A 21,701-nucleotide genomic window follows, 5' to 3' on the forward strand; every position below is an offset into this window, starting at 1 on the left:
CGCTTCAGGGCTGCACGCCACCCGTTGCCTCTGTCACCCGGTCTGCTGCTGCGCGAACCAAAGCACCGATGCGTGTGGTCTCTTCCAACGCGATGCGAAAAGCCGGACCAGACACCGAAAGTCCGGCCACTGGCTCGCCGTGGCTGTTGAAAATCGGGGCCGCGACACAGCGCATGCCTGTCGCGCGTTCCTGATCGTCGATCGCATAGCCGCGCACGCGTGTGCGGGCCAGATCGTCGAGCAAGGCGCTTTCGGTCACATGCGTCGCCGGGGTGGATCGCTCCAGCCCCTTGCGGTCAATGATGCGGCGTATCCGGGTTTCAGGATACCACGCCAACAGCGCCTTTCCGATGCCCGACACATGCATGGGGGCCTTGGTGCCGGGTGGGAAGAAGGCGCGGATCGCCTCGTGGGTTTCGACCTGTGACAGGAACAGAACCTCGTCTCCCGCCTCGATCCCCAGATTGGCGGTTTCCCCGGTGTCTCGCATCAGCATATCCATCGGGTTTCGTGCCCGCTCCACCACCTTGGTTCGGCGCAAAAAGGCATTTCCCACCCGGAACGCACCCGGGCCGACCTGCCAAAGCTGCCCAGCTTCCTCGGCCTCGACCATGTCATGCCCTTGCAGCGTGACCAGTGCGCGGAACACCGTCGCTACCGCCTCGCCGCTTTCCGCCGCCAGTTCCGACAGGGACAGGCCGGGCCGCAAAGCGACCAGTTCCAGCAGGGACAGGCCCCTGTCCAGCGCCTGCACCGTGTTCTGATCGGTCTTGTCGGCAAAGGCCTTTGGCCGCCCACGCGGTCGCGGTGAATTTGCCATCTGTTGCATCTCCGGATTTGTGAAAAACACTTATCGTATGATTTCTATGGAAAATAGCACGGCTTTCTTAAAGTGAAAAACCTTTTCGAAAAAATTGTCTGGACGGGCTGAATATCCTACATTCGCTAGATCAGAGCTTGGAGGAGCCGCCATGTATTCCCAGAACCCCGTCTTTATCCCAGGCCCGACAAACATGCCCGAGGTTATCCGCAAGGCGTGCGACATGCCGACCCTTGACCACCGCTCTCCGGCCTTTGCGCGGATGTTCAAACCAGCGGTGGCAGGGGTGCGGCGGGTGCTGAAGATGGATCAGGGTGAGGTGATCATCTTGCCATCCACCGGAACCGGCGGCTGGGAGGCGGCGATCAGCAATACGCTGTCGCCCGGTGATACCGTGCTGGCAGCGCGGTTCGGTATGTTCAGCCATCGCTGGATTGATATGTGCCAGCGGCATGGCCTGAATGTGCAGATCATTGAAACTCCATGGGGGCAGGGTGCGCCGCTGGACAAGATCGAAGCCGCTCTGAAGGCCGACACCGGCGGTACGATCAAGGCTGTTTTGGCCACCCATAATGAGACCGCTACCGGCGTCCGGTCCGACATTGCAGGCATTCGCCGTGCGATGGATGCGGCAGGCCATGGCGCGTTGTTTTTTGTGGATGGCGTCTCGTCCATCGGCTCTATGCCATTCGAGATGAGCGCATGGGGCGTTGATATCGCGGTGGCGGGTAGCCAGAAGGGCTTTATGCTTCCGGCTGGTCTTGCCATTCTTGGCGTCGGACCAAGGGCGCTCGCAGCAATGGAAACCGCGACCCTGCCGCGCACCTTTTTCGACTTCCGCGACATGCTGAAAAGCTATGCTGCTGGCGGGTATCCCTATACGCCTTCGGTTGGCCTGATTGCGGGCCTTGCCCGCGCCATTGAGGTGCTGGAGGATGAGGGGCTGGAGGCGGTCTATGCCCGCCATCACCGTCTTGCAGAAGGGGTGCGCCGGGCTGTGGCGGCGTGGGGCATGACGCCTTGCGCTGTGTCGCCGGACCTGTATTCCGATACGATCACCGCTGTGGTTGTGCCCGAGGGCTGCAACGGCACCGATCTGGTGAAGTTGGCAGCGGACAAATACGGCGTGGCCTTCGGAGTGGGCTTGGGCGAAGTGGCGGGCAAAGTGTTTCGCATCGGACATCTGGGGATGCTGACCGATGTGATGGTCTTGTCTGGTCTCGCCACTGCCGAGATGTGCATGGCCGATCTGGGCTGGAATGTCCGGCTGGGGTCGGGTGTGGCAGCGGCGCAGGAATACTATCGCGGATCGGCCACAGCGATGGCCATTGCAGCAGAGTGAGGCGGAACCGCCGGGGGGCTGCCTGCCCCCCAGTCGATTGGTTTCTCGAACCAATGGCGAAACCAACCTCGAGGACACTTGCAAACAGAAAATGGAACCAAGATGAAGGATCTGCCTCCCATGTATGTGCCGACCTTTGACGACGTAATCGCGGCCCATGACCGCATTCGCCCTTATATCCACCGTACTCCGGTTCTGACGTCGAGCTATTTCAACGAAATGACCGGGGCCGAGCTGTTCTTCAAATGCGAGAACTTTCAAAAAGCCGGTGCGTTCAAGGTTCGGGGGGCGTGCAATGCGGTGTTTGGCCTGACCGAGGAGCAGGCGGCGCTGGGCGTTTGCACCCATTCCAGCGGCAATCATGCGCTGAGCCTGTCTTATGCGGCGGGTCGGCGCGGAATTCCCTGCAATGTTGTGATGCCACGCACGGCACCACAGGCCAAGAAAGATGCAGTGCGGGGCTACGGCGGGGTCATCACCGAATGTGAGCCTTCGACCACCAGCCGCGAAGAGGTGTTCGCACAAGTGCAGGCGCGTACAGGCGGCGAGTTTGTACACCCCTACAACGACCCACGCGTGGTGGCCGGGCAGGCGACCTGTTCGCGCGAACTGCTGGAACAGGTCGAGGATCTGGACGCCGTGATTGCGCCTATCGGTGGCGGTGGCATGATCTCGGGCACTTGCCTTACCGTGAGTGCGCTTGCTCCGGGGATCGATGTTTATGCCGCCGAGCCGAAGAATGCGGATGACGCGTATCGCAGTTTCAAGGCGGGCCGGATCATTGCCGATGACGCACCCGAGACGGTGGCGGATGGGTTGAAGGTGCCGCTGAAGGATCTGACATGGCATTTCGTGTCAAACCATGTGGCCGACATCTTTACCGCGACGGAGGAGGAGATCATCGACGCGATGAAGATGACGTGGAAGCGGATGAAGATCGTGATGGAGCCAAGCTGCGCCGTGCCGCTGGCGACCATTCTGAAGAACAAGGATGTTTTCCGGGGACGGCGCGTTGGCGTCATCATCACCGGGGGGAACGTCGATCTGGACTCATTGCCTTGGATGAAAGGGTAACGCTATGAACAAGCATGCTGATTTTGAGGGCCTTGAAGTAGGCTATGACATTCCCGCCCTTCCGGGGATGGATGAAGCAGATATCCAGACGCCTTGCCTTGTGCTGGATCTGGATGCGCTGGAGCGCAACATCAAGAAGATGGGCGACTATGCCCGCGCGCATGGGATGCGTCACCGGGTGCACGGCAAGATGCACAAATCGGTGGACGTGGCCTTGTTGCAGGAAAGCCTTGGCGGGTCGGTCGGGGTGTGCTGCCAGAAGGTCAGCGAGGCCGAGGTTTTTGCCCGCGGCGGTATCAAGGATGTGCTGGTCAGCAATCAGGTGCGTGATCCGGCCAAGATTGACCGTCTGGCGCGGATGCCAAAGCTGGGGGCGCGGACGATCTGCTGCGTGGATATGCTGGACAATGTGGCCGACCTGTCGGCGGCGGCGATGCGGCATGGAACGCAAATCGAGTGTCTGGTAGAGATTGACTGCGGTGCCGGGCGGTGTGGTGTGAAAACAACGCCAGACGTGGTGGCTATTGCCAAGGCTGTGGAAGCCGCCCCGGGATTGAAGTTCGCCGGCATTCAGGCCTATCAGGGGGCCATGCAGCATATGGACTCTTACGCCGACCGCAAGGCCAAGATTGAACTCGCGGTGGCGCAGGTCAAGGATGCGGTGGATACGCTGAAAGCCGAGGGGATCGAGTGTGACATCGTCGGCGGCGGCGGTACCGGCAGCTATTATTTCGAGAGCACTTCGGGCGTTTACAACGAGCTGCAGTGCGGTTCCTATGCTTTCATGGATGCCGATTATGGCCGGATCCTCGACAAGGACGGCAAGCGCATCGATCAGGGCGAATGGGAGAATGCGCTGTTTATCCTGACCAGCGTCATGAGCCACGCCAAGGCTGACAAGGCCATTGTCGATGCCGGGTTGAAGGCGCAATCGGTCGACTCTGGTCTGCCGGTCATCTTTGGCCGCACTGACGTGAAATACGTCAAATGCAGCGACGAACATGGGGTGGTCGAAGATTTGCAGGGCGTGCTGAAGGTGAACGACAAGCTGCGGTTGGTGCCGGGGCATTGTGACCCGACCTGCAACGTCCACGACTGGTATGTGGGCGTGCGTGGCGGCAAGGTTGAAGTGGTCTGGCCGGTCAGCGCGCGTGGCAAGGCCTATTGATCAGCGGCTATTGATCCTGAACGGAGGCTTTGGCGGATCCGTCGGAGCCTCCGGCGGGGATATTTAAGAACAGAAAATGAGGGGGCCTTGCCCATGTTGATCGTGCCTGAAGCGTTGATTGCCGGATTGGTGTCGCCGGAAGATGCCTTTGCGGCGGTGGAGGCGACCTTTGCCGCCATGTCGCGCGGCGAGGCCTATAATTTCGCGGTGGTGCGTGAGGCGCTGGGCGAGGGGCGTCAATACGGGTTCAAATCCGGGCTGGACCGGTCAGCCGGGCAGTTGGGGGTGAAGGCTGGGGGATATTTTCCGGGCAATGCCGCTCGCGGGATCATCAACCACCAGTCCACTGTCTTTCTGTTCGACCCCGAGACCGGCCAGCCAACGGCCATGGTCGGCGGAGGCTTGTTGACCGCGTTGCGCACAGCGGCAGCCAGCGCAATTTCTATAGGCCGGTTGGCGCGCACCGATGCCAAGGTGCTGGGCATGGTGGGGGCAGGCCATCAGGCCGGGTTCCAACTGCGTGCAGCAGCGCGGGTGCGGGCGTTCGAGCGGGTGATCGCATGGAACCTGCACCCTGATATGTTGGGGGGGTTGGCACGGATTGCCGCCGAGCTTGGCCTGCCGTTCGAGGCGGTATCGCTGGAGCGGATGGTGGAGGCTGATGTGATCGTGACGATCACATCTTCGCCCGCCGCCAGCTTGCTGAACGCGCATGTCTCTGACGGCACGCATCTGGCCTGCATGGGCACGGACACAAAGGGCAAGCAAGAAGTGGATCCGGCGCTGCTGGGGCGCGCTTGGGTGTTCACGGATGAGGTCGCGCAATCGGTGTCGATCGGCGAGGCGCAGCATGCGGTGGCCCTGGGCCTACTGGATGCAACGGCGATCACGCCTTTGGGCGATGTGGTGACCGGACGCCATCCGGGACGGCGTTCAGCGGATGAGGTGACACTGTTTGACGGCACAGGCGTCGGTCTGCAGGATCTGGCCGTGGCCGCTATGGCGGTGCGCCGGGCACAAGAGCGCGGGCAGGGCCTGCTGGTTGAGGTCTGAGGCCAAAACCTTGTCCGGGTGACAAAGCGGTGCTTGCCTGCGACGTGGTGGCGTGCTGATCCTGCCGCAGGATATGGGGTGCATCATGCGGGTTTTCATCAACGGCTTTGGCCGGATTGGCCGATCAGTCTTGCGGGCATGGGCCGCGAACCCGGCACAATGGCCGGGGTTGGATGTGGTGGGGGTCAATGACATCGCCCCGCCAGAAATGTGCGCGCATCTGTTTGAATATGACAGCGTATTCGGCCCTTGGCGCGGAACTGTAGCGCTGGATGGCGGGGCTTTGGTCGTGAACGGTCGCGCCATCGCGCTGCACCAGAGCGCGGATCTGTCAGGCCTCGATCTGCGCGGCGTTGATGTGGTGATGGAATGCACCGGGCGGGCTGATTGCGACGATGTTGCCAAAGGCGGCTTGCGTGGTGGCGCGCGGCGGGTGCTGATCTCTGGCCCGTCACAAGCGGCAGAGGTGACGGTGGTGCTGGGCGCAAATGACGATTCCCTGACCAATCAGACGCTTGTCTCAAACGCTTCCTGCACGACCAATGCGCTCGCGCCTCTGGTGCGGTTGATCCACCGGGAATGGGGAGTAGTCACGGGGTCTATGACGACGATCCATTGCTACACCGGCAGCCAGCCGACGGTGGATGCACCCGCTGCCGATTACGCTCGGTCACGCGCGGCGGCCTTGTCGATGGTGCCAACCACCACAAGCGCCTCGCGCCTTTTGGACCGGGTGCTGCCCGAAATTTCCGGCCGGATCGAAGGTTCTGCCGTGCGGGTGCCGGTGGCGAGCGTGTCTTGCGTAGATCTGGTCGTGATGACCGAACGCCGCATGACAGTGCCGCAAGTGAACGCGGCCTTTCATGCGGCGGGGGGCGTTATCGGCGTGACCGACCGCGCATTGGTTTCCACCGATCTTCGCGCACGACCCGAAAGCATAGTGATGGCAATGCCGGAAACGCGGCTGACTGCCGGGGGCTTGCTGCGGGTCTTTGGCTGGTATGATAACGAGTGGGGGTTTTCCAACCGGATGCTGGATGTCGCGCTGCGTATGGCGTGATCGCATGCGGCCCGGTCTCTTCGGCATGTCACAAAGCGACAGACGGATTTGCTGCTTGCCAAGTACTCCCGCCGGAGGCGCGGATCTGACATCAGGGACGGGGGGGGCGTGTCTCGTCTGTGGTGGGGGTCAGCCCATAGCGCGCGGCAAGGCCCCACACATGGGCGGGGATCATGTTTTTCATGCGGGCCGGATGGGTGCGGCGCAGGTGAAGGATGGTCTCGACCGCCTTCATCTCGACCCGTGCGCGCGCAAACTCCAGACCCTTTGGGCCAAAGCGGCGTTGCAGAATGCTGACCAGCGGGCGCAGCCAGTCTGGCATACGGCGCACCGGCAGGCCACCAGCGGCGCGGGCGGTGTTTTCCATGAACCCTTTGACGGCACCAAAGCGCGTGCCGGAATCGGCTAGCTGCGCGGTGGTCAACTGCGGGGTGAGAAGTGACAAAAGCTCGGCTCCGCGCGCATTGCGGGCGATGATCCACTGATCGCCATCGCCGCCCATATAGCCCACGGTGATATCGGCAAGCCGGTTGGTATAATCCACACAGGTCTTGCAGGTCATTGGGAAGAAGTCTGGTGGCAGCTGGCTGATCGGCAGTTGCAAAAACGGAATAAGGCGTGGTTTGCGGCCATCGTCAAAGCGCAGCTCCACCCTGAAATCGGCGCGGAACTCCAGATAGCTGATGGTACCTGGCGCTTTGTCCAGCAGGTTCAGGAATGTGTGGAAATTCTCGGTCGTGGTGTTGTCGGAACAGGGGGTGCCGATGATGTAGAGCGCGTCCAGCCCCAGTTCCGTCTCCAGCGCTCGCAGGGCATAGGTCTGGCAGGGAATACCGATCATCGCCAGCCGCTTGTGTCCGGCGGCGCGGGCGGGTTCCAGCAGGGCAAGAGTGGGCGCCCAGCCCATGCGCATGCCTCGGGCCTTTGCCATGTCAGCGGGGTTGGTGATGATGGCGGGAAGCGGCTTCCAGCGGTCGGCGGGGTCTGGGAGGACGGTCAGCACCGCATCAACCAGCCCGTGTTCCAGCAATCTGGCGGCAAGGGATGTGGTGATGCCTGTCCATTGTGCGCCGGGGGCAGGGTTGGTCAGCCGGGCGCGCAGCATGCTGTGTATGACGCCGAAAAAAGCCTCATCCGTGTCGGGATTGGCATTGCGGCCATGGGCGCGGGCTTCCAGAGTTGGATAGTCCGGCGCAATGAACTGACAGGCACGACCACAGGCGCGGCCATCACCAAGGCGCGACACGCCGCAATCGGTGCAAAGGCCATCACGGGGCGCGCCGGGAAGAATAGGAATCTGCGGACCCGGGCGGAATTGATCAAGCATGGCATCTCCTGCATTGCAGGTAGAATAGAGGTGTCAGAAAGAAATGACAGTCTCTTATGTAAAGAGGCACTGACTTTTGGAGGAATGGACCATGACGCTTCAGATACGCAAAGCAAGGACCGGTGATTTTGCAGGCTGGTCAACGCTTTATGCAGGCTACGCCGCGTTTTACGAGGTTGAGCAGACCGAGGCGATGCGCGAGCGCGTTTGGGGCTGGGTGAACGATCCGGCACATGAGGTAGAGGGGTTTGTGGCCGAACAGGATGGTCAACTGGTGGGGCTGGCGCATTTCCGCGCCTTTGCGCGGCCTTTGTCTGCCAGTGAAGGCGGGTTTCTGGATGATCTGTTTGTCAGCCCTGAGGCGCGGGGCAGTGGGACTGCAGCGGCCTTGATTGCGGCGATCAAAGCCGAAGGGCAAAGCCGGGGCTGGACCGTCATTCGCTGGATCACGGCTGAGAACAATGCGCGCGCGCGGGGTCTGTATGATCAGATTGCCACAGCCACGGCCTGGGTGACCTATGACCTGAAGCTGTAACGTCGCAAAAACATAAAGCGCACAAGCCGCAGGCAAGCTGCGGCTTATGCTGCATTCAGGTGTTACTCGCCCGCATCTTCCGGCAAAAGAAGATTAAGGCTGATGGCGATAACGGCGGCTGGCAGCAACCCCGAGGTCAGCAAGATCTGCGCCGTGCGTCCCATGTGTTGCAGTGCTTCTGGTGCCAGTTGCAGACCAAGGCTGACCGACAGCGCGGTGGCAAAGATCACCATGTTACGGCGGTTCCATTTGACCTCGGACAGCATGTTGACGCCTGCGGCACAGACCATGCCGAACATCACAACAACGCCGCCGCCCAACACGTTGATAGGCACCGTGTTGATGGCCGCCCCGATCTTGGGCACAAGGCCGCAGACGATCAGGAAAATCGCACCGATGGTGACGACATGGCGGCTCATCACACCGGTCATGGCGATCAGGCCAACGTTTTGGCTGAACGAGGTGTTGGGCAATCCGCCGAACACGCCTGCGATGGCAGAGCCCGCGCCGTCGGCAAATGTGGCGCCTTCGATTTCTTTGTCGGTGGCTTCACGCCCGGCGCCGCCTTTGGCGATCCCGGACACGTCGCCGACAGTTTCAATGGCTGAAATCAGTGCCATGAAACACATGCCGATGATGATGGCTGCGTTGAACTCGAAGCCCCAGCGGAACGGGTTGGGTAGAGCAAAAAGACCTGCGCGCTCGATGGCGGTAAAGGTGACCTGACCCATCGCAAGGGCCACAAGATAGCCCGCAATAATGCCGACCAACACGGCGGCCACGGCCATGAATCCCCGGGCAAAGAACTTGATGCCCAGCGTGACCAGAATCACCACCAGTGCGGGAAGCCATTGGCTGAAGCTGCCGAATTTGATGGTGGACCAGTCAACTGGTACGCCTTGCGCTTTTGCCTCGGCTATGGTGCGCATGCCCGCTTCCATCGCAGGCACGCCTCCGGCGGCGTATTGGATGCCGACCTTTACCAGCGCAAGGCCGATCATCAGCACGATCAGCCCAGTGACAAGTGGGGGCAGAGCATAGCGGATACGGCCAATCACAAAGCCGAGGAAAAAGTGAAAGATGCCGCCAATGATAACGCCCGTCATCAGCCCACCAAGGCCAGCAGCACCCAGACCTGCGACCGCCGGGATCATGATCGGAACAAAGGCAAAGGACGTGCCTTGCACTATCGGCAGGCGTGCGCCCACGGGCCCCATGCCAATGGATTGAAACAGCGTGGCAATGCCCGCGAACAGCATCGACATCTGGATCATATAGGTCATGTCGGGAAAACCCAGCGCGCCCTGATCCGAGCCAAAGCCGATGCCTGCCGCGCCGCAGACGATGATTGCGGGTGTCACGTTCGAGACGAACATCGCCAGCACATGCTGGATCCCGAGCGGAATCGCCCGCCCCAGGGGGGGCATATAATCTGGGTCGCGGAGCTGCTCCGGCGTTCCCAATGCGGAACTTGTCATTTGTGGGTCCTCTCCCTTGGGCATTGATTATTCGCGCCGTCTGCGCTGCCCTAAGGCGCAGACGGTTAGCCGCGCCCCCTCCTCAGGGCGCGAGAACCGTCCAGTTTTGGCTATAACGGTGTTCTTCTAGGTTTGGCGTGGGACCGATCCGGTCGATAACGGCAAACAATCCGGGGGCGTGCAGCGGGGTCAGCACTCCATGCCAGACCCCCCGATGCAGGTTGATGCCCTGCGCACCATTGGTCAGGAAGGTCAGTGGCGTATCGGCGGGGCTGGACGCCACGATGACCAGAAACGGGTGCTGGGTCATGGGCACAAAGGCCTGCGAGCCATCGGGGTGGCGTTCGATCAGATCGAAACTGTAAGGCAGAACGCGCGGTTCGGCCTTGAAAACCGAGATCCCGGCGTGGCCTTCGGGGCCGAAATCAATGCGGGCGCGGTCGTGATGGCGCTGGCACAGGCCTGCGTTGATCAGCCGAAAATCGCCTGTGGCATCAAGTACATCGCCAAAGGGCGCGAAGGCTTCGGCGGTCAACAAAGTAGGGGTCAGGGCCTGCATCGGGTGCGCCTTTTTTCTGGCGGAGACTGGGGCTTTCACACCCCCCAGCTCTGTGGTTGCTGGGACCATTGGCGAAACCATCGGCTATCCGTAGGATGCTTGGGAACAGGCAATGGATGGGGGCCAGACTATCTGGCCGCCCCAAAGGCGCCGGGACCACGCAGCTTGGCGTGGCGGTTGACGTCTTTGTAGAGCAGGTAGCGGAACGGGCCGGGGCCTGCGGCGTAGCAGGCTTGCGGGCAATAAGCGCGCAGCCACATGAAATCGCCGGCCTCTACCTCGACCCAATCCTGATTGAGTTTGTAGACGGCTTTGCCTTCCAGCACATATAGCCCGTGTTCCATCACATGGGTTTCTTCAAACGGGATGGAGCCGCCCGGTTGGAAGGTCACGATATTGACGTGTGCATCGTGCCGCAAATCCGTGGGGTCGGCAAAGCGGGTGGTGCCCCAGACGCCATTGGTGTCGGGCATCAGCGACAGTGGCACATCCCGTTCGTTGATGATGATGGGGTCAGGCCGGGCAATGCCGGGTGCGGCTTCATAGAGCTTACGCAGCCAGTGGAAGCGAGCGGGCGCATCGCCAGTCGCCCGCAAGGTCCAGCGACTGCCAGCGGGGATAAAGGCGTAGCCGCCTGCATCCATCTTATGCGCCTGATCGTCGATGGTCAGTGTGGCAAGACCTTGGGTGAAAAACAGCCAATGCTCTGCACCGTCTTCGGCATCGGGCACTTCTGATCCGCCGCCGGGGGCGACCTCCATCACATATTGGCTGAAGGTTTCGGAAAACCCGCTCATCGGGCGGGCGATCAGCCAAAGCCGGGTCTGGGTCCAGCCAGGCAGAAAGCTGGTGACAATATCGGAAAAGCAGCCCTTTGGGATAACGGCATAGGCCGGGGTAAACACGGCGCGCTGCGTCATCAGGCTGGTTTGCGGGGGCAGGCCGCCAGTGGGGGCGTAATACTGTGTCATGGCAGGGTGTCTTTCAGGCGCAGTTCGGCAATACGCTCAACCTGTGCGCATGCGGTTGAAAACTCGGTCGCGGTGTCGTTCGCGATGCGCGCGGCAAAGGCGGCGAGGATGCCGTTTTTGCTATGATCGCGCACGGCGATGATGAAGGGGAAGCCGTGCTTTGCCATGTAGTCGGCATTAAGCTGCTGAAACGTCTCGCGCTCGGCATCAGTTAATGAGTCCAGTGCCGCACTGGCCTGTTCGGCGGTGGAATCTGGGGTCAGTCGCTTGGCGGCGGCAAGTTTTCCGGCAAGATCCGGGTGCGCGGTCAGCACACCAAGCCGTGCGTCATGCGAAGCTGTGCGGAAGATCCTGGCCAAGGCCGAGTGAACCCCGGTGGCACAATCATGGGCCGGGCCCAGTTCCAGATCCCAAGCGCGCTCGGCTATCCATGGCGAATGCTCAAAGACCCCGCCGAAACGCTCGGTAAATCGGGCGCGGGTCATCTGGCTGGGGCGTTCAAAGCGCGTGTGCGGATGGGTTTTTGTCCAATGCCGAGCGATGTCAATGCGGCGGGGAAACCAGACACCTGTATGGGCCTGCGCATAGTCAAGAAACCGCTTCAACCCGGCGATCTTGCCGGGGCGACCGATCAGGCGGTTGTGCAGGCCGATCGAGAACATCTTGGCCCGGCCTTCGCCTCCTTCGGCGTAAAGCGTGTCGAAGCTGTCTTTCAGATACTGAAAGAACTGCTCGCCCGTGACATAGCCCGGCGCGGTGGCAAAGCGCATGTCGTTTGCCTCCAGTGTGTAGGGGATCACCAGTTGATCGTGGTCGCCCACTTCCAGCCAATAGGGCAGGTCATCATCGTAAGTATCTGAAATCCAGGCAAGCTTTCGGGTCTCTGCCGTAAGGCGGACCGTATTCATTGAACAGCGCCCGGTATACCATCCTTGTGGGGGCTCACCGGTGAGTTCTTCGTGCAGGCGGAAGGAGTCAGCGATCTGGGCGGCTTCCTCGGCCTCCGACAAATCGCGGTGGTCCACCCATTTCAGCCCATGGCTGGCGATTTCCCAGCCAGCAGCCTTCATTGCCGCCACCTGTTCGGGGTTGCGCGCCAATGCAGTGGTGACACCGTACACCGTCACTGGAATGTTGTGCGTTGTGAACAAGCGGTGCAGCCGCCAGAACCCGGCCCGCGCACCGTAATCATAGATCGATTCCATGTTCCAATGCCGCATCCCCGGCCAGGGTGCCGCCCCTGCAATATCGGAAAGGAATGCCTCGGATTGTGCATCGCCATGCAGCAGATTGTTTTCGCCGCCTTCTTCGTAATTCAGGACCAGGGAAATGGCGATTTTTGCACCACCCGGCCATGTGGCGTCGGGCGTGTCGGGGCCATGGCCACGAAAATCTCGGGGGTAGCGGTTCACCGGGATACCTCACTTTCAAGCGTTGCGAAATGATAGGCGCAAAATTTGCGGCATTTTATCAAGAAATTCGCGAAAGACATATCGTGTGAACACACAGTCGTATCGGCGCGCGTTTCGTGCTGTCATGCGACGGGCAAACCGATGAAGGAGTGGGCAATGGGGCGACTTTCGACGCATGTGCTGGATACAGCGCTTGGCAAACCGGCAGCAGGGGTGAAAATCTGGCTCTACCGCGTCAGCAGCACTGGGCACAAAAAGATTGCCGAGGTTGTGACCAACGCTGATGGCCGCACGGATGCGCCGCTTTTGACGGGCGAAGCGTTGGAAGTGGGCACATATGAGCTGGTGTTTTGTGCGGGCGACTATCTGCGCGCATCCGGCCAGTCAGCGGGCGATGTTTTGTTTTTAAACGAGATTCCAATTCGTTTTGGTGTGCCGGATGCAGACCAGCACTATCATGTGCCTTTGTTGATCTCGCCCTTTGCCTATTCAACATATCGGGGCAGTTGACGAAAGTATTTGAAACCTGACCTTGCGTCGGGCACCAGAAAGCGATTTTGTCTTGCGACAAGATTAGCACTTTTCTGGGAGAGTGGCATGTTCAGATCCAAAGTATTGATGGCAGCGCCGGTTATGGCGTTTTTGATGTGTGGCACGGCACAGGCGGCCCTGACTGTTGATCAGGTCTGGGCCGACCTGCAGGCGGCAGCTGTGTCGGGTGGTCTCAAGATCACCGTTGCGACCGAGGTTGCGGGGAACCGCGAACTTACATTGAATGGCGTCTCTATCGGCGCAGAGGGCGAGCCTGCCTTTGCCACGATTTCCGAAGTCGCAATTGTCGAGCAGGAAGATGGCAGCGTCGCCTTTTTCCCGGCCGAGATCAAACTTCAGGGTGCTGGCGCGGGCACGGTGACAGTCGATCATGAAGAACTGTCGATCAGTGCTTTTGAGGATGCGGGCGGTCTGGGTTATGGCATTGATGCGGACAGTCTGAAACTGCTGGTCAACATGGCGGACGGCGATAGCTTTTTTGATGGTGTCTTTGATCTGGTATCAGTGGGCGGGCGCTACACGCGGGGTCGTGAAACGCTTGGCCTTGAACTGTCGGCCGAGCAGGTGGCATATACGATCAAGCAAAAAGACCCCTCCATTGGCATTGATAGCTCTCAGGTCAGCGATACCGCCGATGTGGTCTTGACGGGAGAAATCACCTTGCCCGAGGGTATCGACCTTATGTCATTGCAAAGCAGCGCCGCCTTTGCCGATGCTGTGCGCGCAGGTCTGGGGCTGAGCCTTGAGGCGACCCAAGGCGTATCAAAGGGTGATCTGGTCGACAACAATCCGATGATGCCTATGAGCGTTGAGTTTTTGGCAGAGCCGGGAGTTTCCTCGATCACCATCAACGCAGATACGTTTGATATCTCTACCAGTGTCGATGGGATGACCGTTGCAATCCGCCCGCCTATGCTGCCAATGCCGGTGAATGCCACGACTGGTACCTTTGCGCTGGGTCTGGCGATGCCGATGGTGGCTGCGACTGAGGCCGGGGATTACGGATTTGATCTGAAGCTGGAGGGTCTGGTGCTGGACGATGCGGCTTGGGGCATGTTTGACCCTGCCTCTGTGCTGGACCGTGGCCCGCTGGATGTGGCGCTTGAACTGGGCGGCAAGGCCAGCGTTGATATGCTGGATCTGATGGTTTCTGGCGAAACTGGCGCACCGCCAACCACCATGCCGGAACTGCAATCGCTGGATATCCGCACGATGGCGATCAAGGCGCTTGGCGCTGCCGTGACAGGCACAGGGGCGTTCACCTTTGACAATTCGATGGTGGCCATGGGTGGCCCGCCGCTGCCCATCGGAACCGCCGATGTCCGGCTGGAGGGTGGCAACAAGGTCGTCGATGCCTTGATCAAGCTGGGTGTGATCACCGACGAAGACGCAATGGGCGCGCGGATGATGATGGCCATGTTTGGCCAGCCAGCCGGTGATGATGTCCTGACCTCGAAGATTGAAGCGCGTGAAGGCGGGTCGATATTCGTGAACGGCCAGCAGATCCAGTAAGGGATATGACACCACAAAAACGCCCGCGCTCTTTCCTGCGCGGGCGTTTTCATTTTGTCAGCCGTCGATTGCCCGACGCAGCTCATCCTTGATCTTTGCGGCCATGTAATCGGTAAACAGCCTGACCTTGGGGTCTTTCAGACGCCGATGCTGGCTCAGGCTGGACAGTTGCACCGAAATGGGTGGGGTTGCGGTTGCCACAGGCACCAGATTCCCTGCGCGCAAATGATCTGCCACCTCGAATTGCGGCTTCATCACAATGCCTCGCCCGGCAAGCGCCCAATGCGTCAGCACATCGCCGTCATCCGATTCATAAGGGCCGGCGATTTCATACCGGCGCGCGCCCTCGGCGGTGATCAGGGTCCATTGAAACTCTTTGGCACCCGGAAAGCGCAGGTTCAGACAGTCATGCTTGTCGCGCAGCAGGGCGGCCCCGTCCTCGGGCATGCCGCGCCGCGCGATGTAATCTGGCGCGGCACACAGCACGCGCTGACAATCCGCGATCAGCCGCACCTTTAGGGTGCTGTCTTCCAGAATGCCCAGATGAAAGGCCACGTCGATGCCTTCACTGACTACATCCACCCCCCGGTCTGACAGGCGCAGGCGCACATCTATCTGCGGATACATATCCTTGAAGGGTGGCACATGGGGCGCGATGAACCGCCGCCCGATGCCTAGCGGCGCAGCGACAAAGATCGTGCCGCGAGGGTTCTGGGTGACATCCATCACCGCAGATTCGGCGTCTTCAATCGCCTCCAGAATGCGGATGGCGCCCTCGTAAAAGATGCGCCCGTTTTCGGTGGGTTGCAGGCTGCGCGTGGTGCGGTTGAACAATCGCACGCCCAGATGCTTTTCCAGTTCAGAAATTCGGGCAGATGCCACAGCAGGAGACGCGCGCTGATCTCGTGCTGCCGCACTCATACTGCCCAATTCGTAGACACGCACAAACATACGGATGGTGTTGACGTAGGACATATGGGCACATCCCATTATACGGCAGGATTTGAAAGTGATCCAGTATTTCACAGGATTAACAGAAGATGACGCTTCGGTATAGCCTTTGTGCAAAAGCAAGCAGGGAGACACGCGATGTATGATCTGGCGGTGATGTGGGAATGGGTCGAGATCGGCGTGCGCTGGTTGCATGTGATCACGGCGATCGCCTGGATCGGGTCGTCGTTCTATTTCGTGGCGCTGGACCTTGGGTTGCGCAAGACCCCCAGCCTGCCGCCGCTGGCGCATGGCGAGGAATGGCAGGTGCATGGCGGCGGTTTCTATCACATCCAGAAATATCTGGTCGCGCCGGAAATGATGCCAGAGCATCTGACATGGTTCAAATGGGAAAGCTACGCCACCTGGCTGTCGGGTTTTGCCATGCTGGTGCTGGTCTATTATCTGGGGGCGGAAATGTTCCTGATCGACCCGCAGGTGATGGATCTGGCCGTATGGCAGGCAGTGGCCATATCGCTGGCGTCGCTCGCTTTTGGCTGGCTGGCCTATAACACCCTGTGCCGGGTCTTTGTGAATGCCGATCAGACCGTGCTGATGGTTGCGCTGTTCGTGGTGCTTGTGGGGATGTCGTGGTTTTACACGCAGGTCTTCTCTGGCCGCGCCGCCTTGCTTCATCTTGGCGCGTTCACTGCCACGATCATGAGCGCGAACGTCTTTATGATCATCATGCCGAACCAGCGCATCGTGGTCGCGGACCTCAAGGCCGGGCGCACGCCGGATGCCAAATACGGCAAGATCGCCAAGCAGCGCAGCACGCATAACAATTATCTGACGCTGCCCGTGATTTTCCTGATGCTATCAAACCACTACCCGCTGATCTTTGCGACACAGTATAACTGGATTATCGCATCGCTGGTCTTCCTGATGGGCGTTACCATCCGGCACTGGTTCAACAGCCAGCATGCACGCAAAGGCAACCCGCATTGGACATGGGGTCTTACCGCCATTCTGTTCCTGTTGATCGCTTGGCTGTCCACCGCCCCGATGCGCAATGTGCCAGATCCACAGGCCACACTGTCAGGTGCCGCGCTTCAGCACGCCGCCGCCGCTGGCTTTGACGATGTGGTCGGCATCGTGCAGGGCCGGTGCAGCATGTGCCACGCGGCAGAGCCGTCTTGGGATGGCATGGTCTGGCCGCCAAAGGGTGTGGTGCTGGAAACCGAGGCGCAAATCGCGATTGAGGCACGGCGCATCTATATGCAGGCGGGCCTCAGCCACGCCATGCCCCCCGGCAACCTGAGCTATATGGAGCCCGAAGAACGCCTTGCCATCATCCGCTGGTTCCGTGCCGCAGGGATGGGCGGAGTCGAGGGCTGAGAGCGCACTGCATGACAAAAGGGCCGGGGATCATTCCCCGGCCCTTTTGCTGTGTTGGTATGGTTTAACCGTTCAGACAGGCCACGATGTTGGTCGCCAGTGCCCGCATCAGTGCGTCATAGGCATCCGGGCCCGGCTCTATGCTGCTGCCCGATGGGTCCAGCGCCGCCCCGATCCGGGCTGACGTGCCGTCTGCCATCTGGGTCACCAGCGCAGGGTCGTGCTGCGCTTCTGGAAACAGGCACAAGGCGTCGCCTGCTGCGACTGTCGCAGATAAATCCCGCAACCGTGCCGCACCCGGAGAACTGGCATCGCCAAGCGATACTGACCCGGCCACGGTCAGGCCGTAGTGGCTGGCGAAGTAACCATAGGCATCATGATAGACCACAAAAGGCTTGTCCTTTGCCGGGGCCAGCAAGGCCGCAAGCTCGGCGTCCAAAGCATCAATCCGCGCTTGTGCCGCCGCTGCATTGGCGCTGTATGTGGCCGCGTTGTCCGGGTCCAGCCGCGACAACTCGGCCGCAATCAGCCCGGCCCAGACCCTTGCATTGGCCGGGTCCAGCCAAGCATGCGGGTCAACGCCGGAATGGGAATGGTCTTCGTGGCCGTCGTGATCATGCGCGTCGGCCTTTGCTTCATCGGCATGGTCGTGGTCATCATGGCTATGACTCGCGTGGCCGTCGTGATCATGCGCGTCGGCCTTTGCCGCGTCGGCATGGTCTTGGTCGTGGTCATCATGCCCATGACCCGCGTGGCCGTCGTGATCATGCACGTCGGCCTTTGCCGCGTCGGCATGGCCATGCCCTTCATGCTCGTCATGGTCATGTGCGCTGGTGTCACCATAACTGCGGCGGAACGTGCCGTCTGCTGCCAATAGCGCAAGGCGCGGCACCTCTGGCGACAACCCGTCGAGAGCACGCGCCATCCATGGCGTCATCTCTGGCCCGATCCACAGGATCAGGTTCGCATTGGCAAGGCTTGCAGCCTGACTCGGGCGCAGCTGATAAGAATGGGCATTGGCCCCCCGGTCCAGCAGCAGCTCTGGCTGGCCAAGATCGCCCATTACCTGTGCCGTGATTGAATGGACCGGCGGCATGTCGGTCACCACACGCGGCACCTCGGCAAGCGCGGGAAGGGCGGTGCTGGCCAAAAGAAGGGATATGATATAACGCATCGGACAGGCCTTTCTGAACGTCTTTGCAGGTCTTATGTATGTTATACTATAACCAGTCAACCCCGCAGGAGCCTTCCATGCCGCACGATCACCCTGACAGCGATTGTCCCGGCTGTGCGACGCCTGATCTGGCCTTTTCCAGCCACGATCATGCGCACTGCGCAACAGATGTGCTGGCGCGGGCCGAAGCGCTGGCTGCGGCATCGGGTGCGCGGATGACCCCGGTGCGCAAACGGGTGCTGGAGATCTTGTTGGAAAGCCATAAAGCGATGGGGGCCTATGACGTGCTGCAACGGCTGGCCGCTGATGGGTTTGGCAACCAGCCCCCAGTCGCCTACCGTGCGCTGGAATTCCTTGTGGAACAGGGGTTTGCCCATCGCATCCGCCGCCTGAATGCCTTTGCCGCCTGCATGCACCCCGGCGAGGCCCATGCGCCCGCCTTTTTGATCTGCAAATCCTGCGACGCCGTCGCCGAGGCCCCGGCAGCCCTCGTGCGTGCCGCTTTGGACAAAGCCGCCGCGGCCATTGGCTTTGTCGTAGAGAGGTCTAACATCGAGGCGTTGGGCCTGTGCCCGTCGTGTCTGGAAAGCGGGAAATGACGCTGATCGCCGCCGATCATATCTGTGTCCGCTATGGCGGGGCAGAGGTCTTGCATGACGTATCCATCGCCGTGCATCCGGGTGAGATTGTCACCATTGTCGGCCCGAACGGGTCAGGCAAATCCACGCTGTTGCGCGCGTTGCTGGGCATCGTGCCGGTGGCGCAGGGCGGGGTGAAGCGGGTGCCCGGCTTGCGCATTGGCTATGTACCACAAAGGCTGGCGCTGGACCGCAGCCTGCCGATGACCGTGCGCCGGTTTTTGTCGCTCCCGGTCCGGGTCAGTGATGCGCTCGCCGTGCAGGCCCTTGCGCGGGTCGGTGTGCTGGGGGTCGAAGGCGCGCAGATGGCAAGCCTGTCGGGGGGGCAGTTGCAGCGCGTGCTGCTGGCCCGCGCCCTGCTGTCTGATCCGCAACTTCTGGTGCTGGACGAGCCGACGCAGGGCCTCGATCAGCCGGGCGAGGCGGGCTTTTATCAGCTGATTGAGGATGTTCGGGCCGCAAGTGGCGCGGCGGTGCTTATGGTCAGCCACGACCTGCATGTTGTGATGGCTGCCAGCGACCGGGTGATTTGTCTGAACGGCCATGTCTGCTGCGAGGGCACGCCGCATGTGGTGTCCTCTGCCCCCGAGTATCGGGCACTGTTCGGGCTTGGCACCCAAGGCGCGCTGGCCCTGTATCAGCATGTCCACGACCATGATCACGCGGGCGCACCGCATGACCATCACCACCACTACCACACAGATGAGCACCCACATGCTTGACGATTTTCTGACCCGCGCGGCCTTGGCCGGGGTGGGGCTTTCGCTGGCCACCGGGCCTTTGGGGTCTTTCGTTGTGTGGCGGCGGATGGCGTATTTTGGCGATGCCACCGCGCATGCTGCGATCTTGGGCGTGGCCATGGCACTGGCCACTGATCTGCCGGTGGGGTTTGGCATCATGGTGGTGTCGCTTGCCATGGCCGTCACCGTCGCCACCTTGGCGGCGAAGGGCTGGGCGATGGATACCACGCTGGGCGTGCTGGCGCATTCGGCGCTGGCTTTCGGTCTGGTCGCAGTTTCCTTTGTGCCGGGGGTACGCACCGATCTGTCGGCTTGGCTTTTTGGCGATATTCTGGCGGTCAGCCGCGGTGATCTGGCCTTTGTCTGGGGCGGTGCTCTTGTGGTTCTGGCGCTGCTTGCATGGCGCTGGCAGGCGCTGTTGACCGCCACATTGAATGAAGATCTGGCCCATGCCAGTGGGCTGAACCCAGACCGGGAACGTCTGGTTCTGACGGTTGCATTGGCGATCGTTGTTGCCGTTGCGATCAAGGTCGTGGGGGCGCTGCTGATTGCGGCCATGCTGATCGTGCCGGCCGCCGCCGCCCGTAGCCTGTCGCGCACGCCCGAAGCTATGGCGGTGCTGGCCATCGCCATCGGTGCAGTTTCGGCGCTAGGCGGATTGCAGCTGTCGCTCTGGCAAGACACACCCGCAGGCCCGTCTATAATAGTGGTGGCGGCCCTGATTTTTGCAGCCAGCACGGCCATTGGAAAACGGATCACAGGTTAGGCGTTCGGGTATGAAAAGAGGGCGGGCTGGTTGCCCAGCCCGCCCTGATCAAGTCTGTGCGTCGATCAGCTTTCGTAAGCTGGGAGCGATTCCAGCTGCTCTTGCGTCATCGACACGCGGAAGTGTTCTACGGTGCCACTTGCACTGCGCACGATGGTCAAGGCTTCAGAACCCAATGCAACGCGCTTTTCGCCGATTCCAAGGAAACCACCGACATCAACAACAGCCCCGTTGATGGTGCCATCGGCACCAACGGCAACAGCACTGATTTCGCCCACGTCTTCGTCATTCGGGCCAACCACGCGTTTGCCAAGCAGGTCAGCTTCGCTCATCACGGTCAGGTCAACCATTTCGTCGGGCGCAGTCACCGCGGCCATATCCGAGCCCGTAGCTGGCGGGGTCATGGCTGGGTCTGTTGCGGCCACACCATCAACGGGTGCGGTCGTTGCCATGCCGTCTGCAGGTGCCACTGTGGCATCGACAGCTGCGGCTTCAAACACCATGTCCGGGTTGAACTCAGGTGCGCCTTCCAGAGCTGCTTTGGTGCCGTGGAACACGATGAAGTAATCGTCTGGGCTGTTTGAATCCGGCACCATTACAAGGTTGGCCATCGAAACAGCAACCGTCTTTTCACCGATCCCGAGGAAACCGCCGAAATCAACCAGCACAGCTTCGGCGTCGCCGTTGAGCGAGATGATCAGGTCAGAGATTTCGCCTGCATTTTCCCAATTCGTGTCAGCTGTTGCAATTGCATCAACCGACAGAGTCGACGTGTCTTGTTCGGTCACATAAACGCGCTTGCCGATGAAGTTCGAAGCGCGCACGCCGCGATCCACACCTTCAAGATATGGCGAAGTCATACCCATTGTGCTGTCTGCCGGCATAGTGGTGGCAGTGTCTTGGGCAAAGGCTGGCATGGACAGAGCCACAACCAGAGCGGATGTTCCAAAAAGCTTTTTCATGGTCGTCTCCTGTTTGTGCGAAGACGGCAGGGCGGGCGTTGTATCGGCTGCCCTGTCTGCCGTCGGTATGAACAACAAACACCCGGCAACGACATGCGTTCCAAAAAGAGCCTGCAATTTGTTTTGCATTTCCAACGGAACTGTTCTGCGGAATATGCGTTTGGGCGCCGGTTCAGACCGGCACGGAACAGCCCAGACGACAGCTTTTTGCAGATTATCCGAAAGGTTGT

General features: G+C 60.6%; 21 protein-coding genes. 12 read left to right on the forward strand and 9 right to left on the reverse strand.

The genetic code is table 11. From position 1 onward, the window contains the following. Positions 1 to 4 precede the first annotated feature (4 nt). A complete protein-coding gene (gene bhcR, locus Q8K08_RS15755) occupies positions 5 to 820 on the reverse strand; it encodes an HTH-type transcriptional regulator BhcR (RefSeq protein WP_305250673.1) in 816 nt (271 codons plus the stop codon). Positions 821 to 971: 151 nt separating this feature from the next. On the opposite strand from bhcR, the gene bhcA reads away from it, so the two are divergent. From bhcA to Q8K08_RS15780, 5 genes are all read left to right on the forward strand, one after another. Continuing rightward, positions 972 to 2,162 carry an L-aspartate--glyoxylate aminotransferase BhcA gene (bhcA, locus tag Q8K08_RS15760; RefSeq protein ID WP_304797381.1) on the forward strand — a complete coding sequence of 397 codons (1,191 nt, stop codon included), beginning with the start codon at positions 972 to 974 and terminating at the stop codon, positions 2,160 to 2,162. A 102-nt stretch (positions 2,163 to 2,264) separates the two neighbouring features. Then, a complete protein-coding gene (bhcB, locus tag Q8K08_RS15765; RefSeq protein ID WP_305250674.1) occupies positions 2,265 to 3,236 on the forward strand; it encodes a beta-hydroxyaspartate dehydratase BhcB in 972 nt (323 codons plus the stop codon). A 4-nt stretch (positions 3,237 to 3,240) separates the two neighbouring features. Next, positions 3,241 to 4,404 (forward strand): 3-hydroxy-D-aspartate aldolase BhcC, encoded by a 1,164-nt coding sequence (bhcC, locus tag Q8K08_RS15770; RefSeq protein ID WP_305250675.1) that lies wholly within the window; start codon positions 3,241 to 3,243, stop codon positions 4,402 to 4,404. 93 nt (positions 4,405 to 4,497) lie between these two features. After that, a complete protein-coding gene (bhcD, locus tag Q8K08_RS15775; RefSeq protein WP_304804147.1) occupies positions 4,498 to 5,457 on the forward strand; it encodes an iminosuccinate reductase BhcD in 960 nt (319 codons plus the stop codon). An 85-nt stretch (positions 5,458 to 5,542) separates the two neighbouring features. After that, complete coding sequence (locus tag Q8K08_RS15780; protein WP_305250678.1) at positions 5,543 to 6,517, forward strand: type I glyceraldehyde-3-phosphate dehydrogenase; 975 nt, start codon at positions 5,543 to 5,545, stop codon at positions 6,515 to 6,517. A gap of 91 nt (positions 6,518 to 6,608) precedes the next feature. Here the strand turns inward: Q8K08_RS15780 and Q8K08_RS15785 are convergent, their stop codons facing one another. Beyond that, on the reverse strand, positions 6,609 to 7,844 hold the full coding sequence (locus tag Q8K08_RS15785) for a Coenzyme F420 hydrogenase/dehydrogenase, beta subunit C-terminal domain (protein ID WP_305250680.1): 1,236 nt from the start codon (positions 7,842 to 7,844) through the stop codon (positions 6,609 to 6,611). Between the two features lie 91 nt (positions 7,845 to 7,935). Between Q8K08_RS15785 and Q8K08_RS15790 the strand changes: the two genes are divergently transcribed. Further along, complete coding sequence (locus tag Q8K08_RS15790) at positions 7,936 to 8,379, forward strand: GNAT family N-acetyltransferase (protein ID WP_304800310.1); 444 nt, start codon at positions 7,936 to 7,938, stop codon at positions 8,377 to 8,379. Positions 8,380 to 8,441: 62 nt separating this feature from the next. Here Q8K08_RS15790 and Q8K08_RS15795 read toward each other — a convergent pair whose 3' ends face one another. The 4 genes from Q8K08_RS15795 to puuE form a co-directional block, all read right to left on the reverse strand. Continuing rightward, positions 8,442 to 9,857, reverse strand: a complete 1,416-nt coding sequence (locus tag Q8K08_RS15795) for a uracil-xanthine permease family protein (protein WP_304800308.1) — start codon at positions 9,855 to 9,857, stop codon at positions 8,442 to 8,444. 82 nt (positions 9,858 to 9,939) lie between these two features. Then, positions 9,940 to 10,416 (reverse strand): ureidoglycolate lyase, encoded by a 477-nt coding sequence (locus Q8K08_RS15800; RefSeq protein ID WP_304800306.1) that lies wholly within the window; start codon positions 10,414 to 10,416, stop codon positions 9,940 to 9,942. A 128-nt stretch (positions 10,417 to 10,544) separates the two neighbouring features. Further along, a complete protein-coding gene (locus tag Q8K08_RS15805) occupies positions 10,545 to 11,387 on the reverse strand; it encodes a bifunctional allantoicase/(S)-ureidoglycine aminohydrolase (protein WP_305250682.1) in 843 nt (280 codons plus the stop codon). Continuing rightward, positions 11,384 to 12,799, reverse strand: coding sequence for an allantoinase PuuE (gene puuE, locus Q8K08_RS15810; protein WP_305250684.1), 1,416 nt, complete (start codon positions 12,797 to 12,799; stop codon positions 11,384 to 11,386). Before puuE ends, Q8K08_RS15805 begins: the two co-directional genes overlap by 4 nt. A gap of 156 nt (positions 12,800 to 12,955) precedes the next feature. Between puuE and uraH the strand changes: the two genes are divergently transcribed. Beyond that, a complete protein-coding gene (gene uraH, locus Q8K08_RS15815; protein ID WP_305250685.1) occupies positions 12,956 to 13,309 on the forward strand; it encodes a hydroxyisourate hydrolase in 354 nt (117 codons plus the stop codon). An 87-nt stretch (positions 13,310 to 13,396) separates the two neighbouring features. Then, complete coding sequence (locus Q8K08_RS15820; protein ID WP_305250686.1) at positions 13,397 to 14,863, forward strand: hypothetical protein; 1,467 nt, start codon at positions 13,397 to 13,399, stop codon at positions 14,861 to 14,863. A 57-nt stretch (positions 14,864 to 14,920) separates the two neighbouring features. Here the strand turns inward: Q8K08_RS15820 and Q8K08_RS15825 are convergent, their stop codons facing one another. Beyond that, positions 14,921 to 15,838, reverse strand: a complete 918-nt coding sequence (locus Q8K08_RS15825; RefSeq protein ID WP_304798214.1) for a LysR family transcriptional regulator — start codon at positions 15,836 to 15,838, stop codon at positions 14,921 to 14,923. Positions 15,839 to 15,952: 114 nt separating this feature from the next. On the opposite strand from Q8K08_RS15825, the gene Q8K08_RS15830 reads away from it, so the two are divergent. Beyond that, positions 15,953 to 17,191, forward strand: a complete 1,239-nt coding sequence (locus tag Q8K08_RS15830) for a urate hydroxylase PuuD (protein ID WP_304798216.1) — start codon at positions 15,953 to 15,955, stop codon at positions 17,189 to 17,191. Positions 17,192 to 17,255: 64 nt separating this feature from the next. On the opposite strand, the gene Q8K08_RS15835 is transcribed toward Q8K08_RS15830, so the two are convergent. Then, positions 17,256 to 18,365, reverse strand: coding sequence for a zinc ABC transporter substrate-binding protein (locus Q8K08_RS15835; RefSeq protein WP_304798219.1), 1,110 nt, complete (start codon positions 18,363 to 18,365; stop codon positions 17,256 to 17,258). A 77-nt stretch (positions 18,366 to 18,442) separates the two neighbouring features. Here Q8K08_RS15835 and Q8K08_RS15840 point away from each other — a divergent pair, with 77 nt between their 5' ends. The 3 genes from Q8K08_RS15840 to Q8K08_RS15850 are packed head-to-tail and all read left to right on the forward strand — an operon-like array spanning position 18,443 to position 20,509. Further along, positions 18,443 to 18,964 carry a Fur family transcriptional regulator gene (locus Q8K08_RS15840; RefSeq protein WP_305250688.1) on the forward strand — a complete coding sequence of 174 codons (522 nt, stop codon included), beginning with the start codon at positions 18,443 to 18,445 and terminating at the stop codon, positions 18,962 to 18,964. Continuing rightward, a complete protein-coding gene (locus Q8K08_RS15845) occupies positions 18,961 to 19,725 on the forward strand; it encodes a metal ABC transporter ATP-binding protein (protein WP_305250689.1) in 765 nt (254 codons plus the stop codon). The genes Q8K08_RS15840 and Q8K08_RS15845 overlap by 4 nt, the downstream gene beginning before the upstream one ends. Further along, positions 19,718 to 20,509 carry an iron chelate uptake ABC transporter family permease subunit gene (locus Q8K08_RS15850; protein WP_304796947.1) on the forward strand — a complete coding sequence of 264 codons (792 nt, stop codon included), beginning with the start codon at positions 19,718 to 19,720 and terminating at the stop codon, positions 20,507 to 20,509. Before Q8K08_RS15845 ends, Q8K08_RS15850 begins: the two co-directional genes overlap by 8 nt. Before the next feature lie 65 nt (positions 20,510 to 20,574). Here the strand turns inward: Q8K08_RS15850 and Q8K08_RS15855 are convergent, their stop codons facing one another. After that, positions 20,575 to 21,471: a PRC-barrel domain-containing protein gene (locus Q8K08_RS15855; RefSeq protein ID WP_305250690.1), complete on the reverse strand. Its 897-nt coding sequence runs from the start codon at positions 21,469 to 21,471 to the stop codon at positions 20,575 to 20,577. Positions 21,472 to 21,701 lie beyond the last annotated feature (230 nt).

The sequence above is a fragment of the Pseudotabrizicola sp. genome (assembly GCF_030684215.1).
Taxonomy (GTDB): domain Bacteria; phylum Pseudomonadota; class Alphaproteobacteria; order Rhodobacterales; family Rhodobacteraceae; genus Pseudotabrizicola.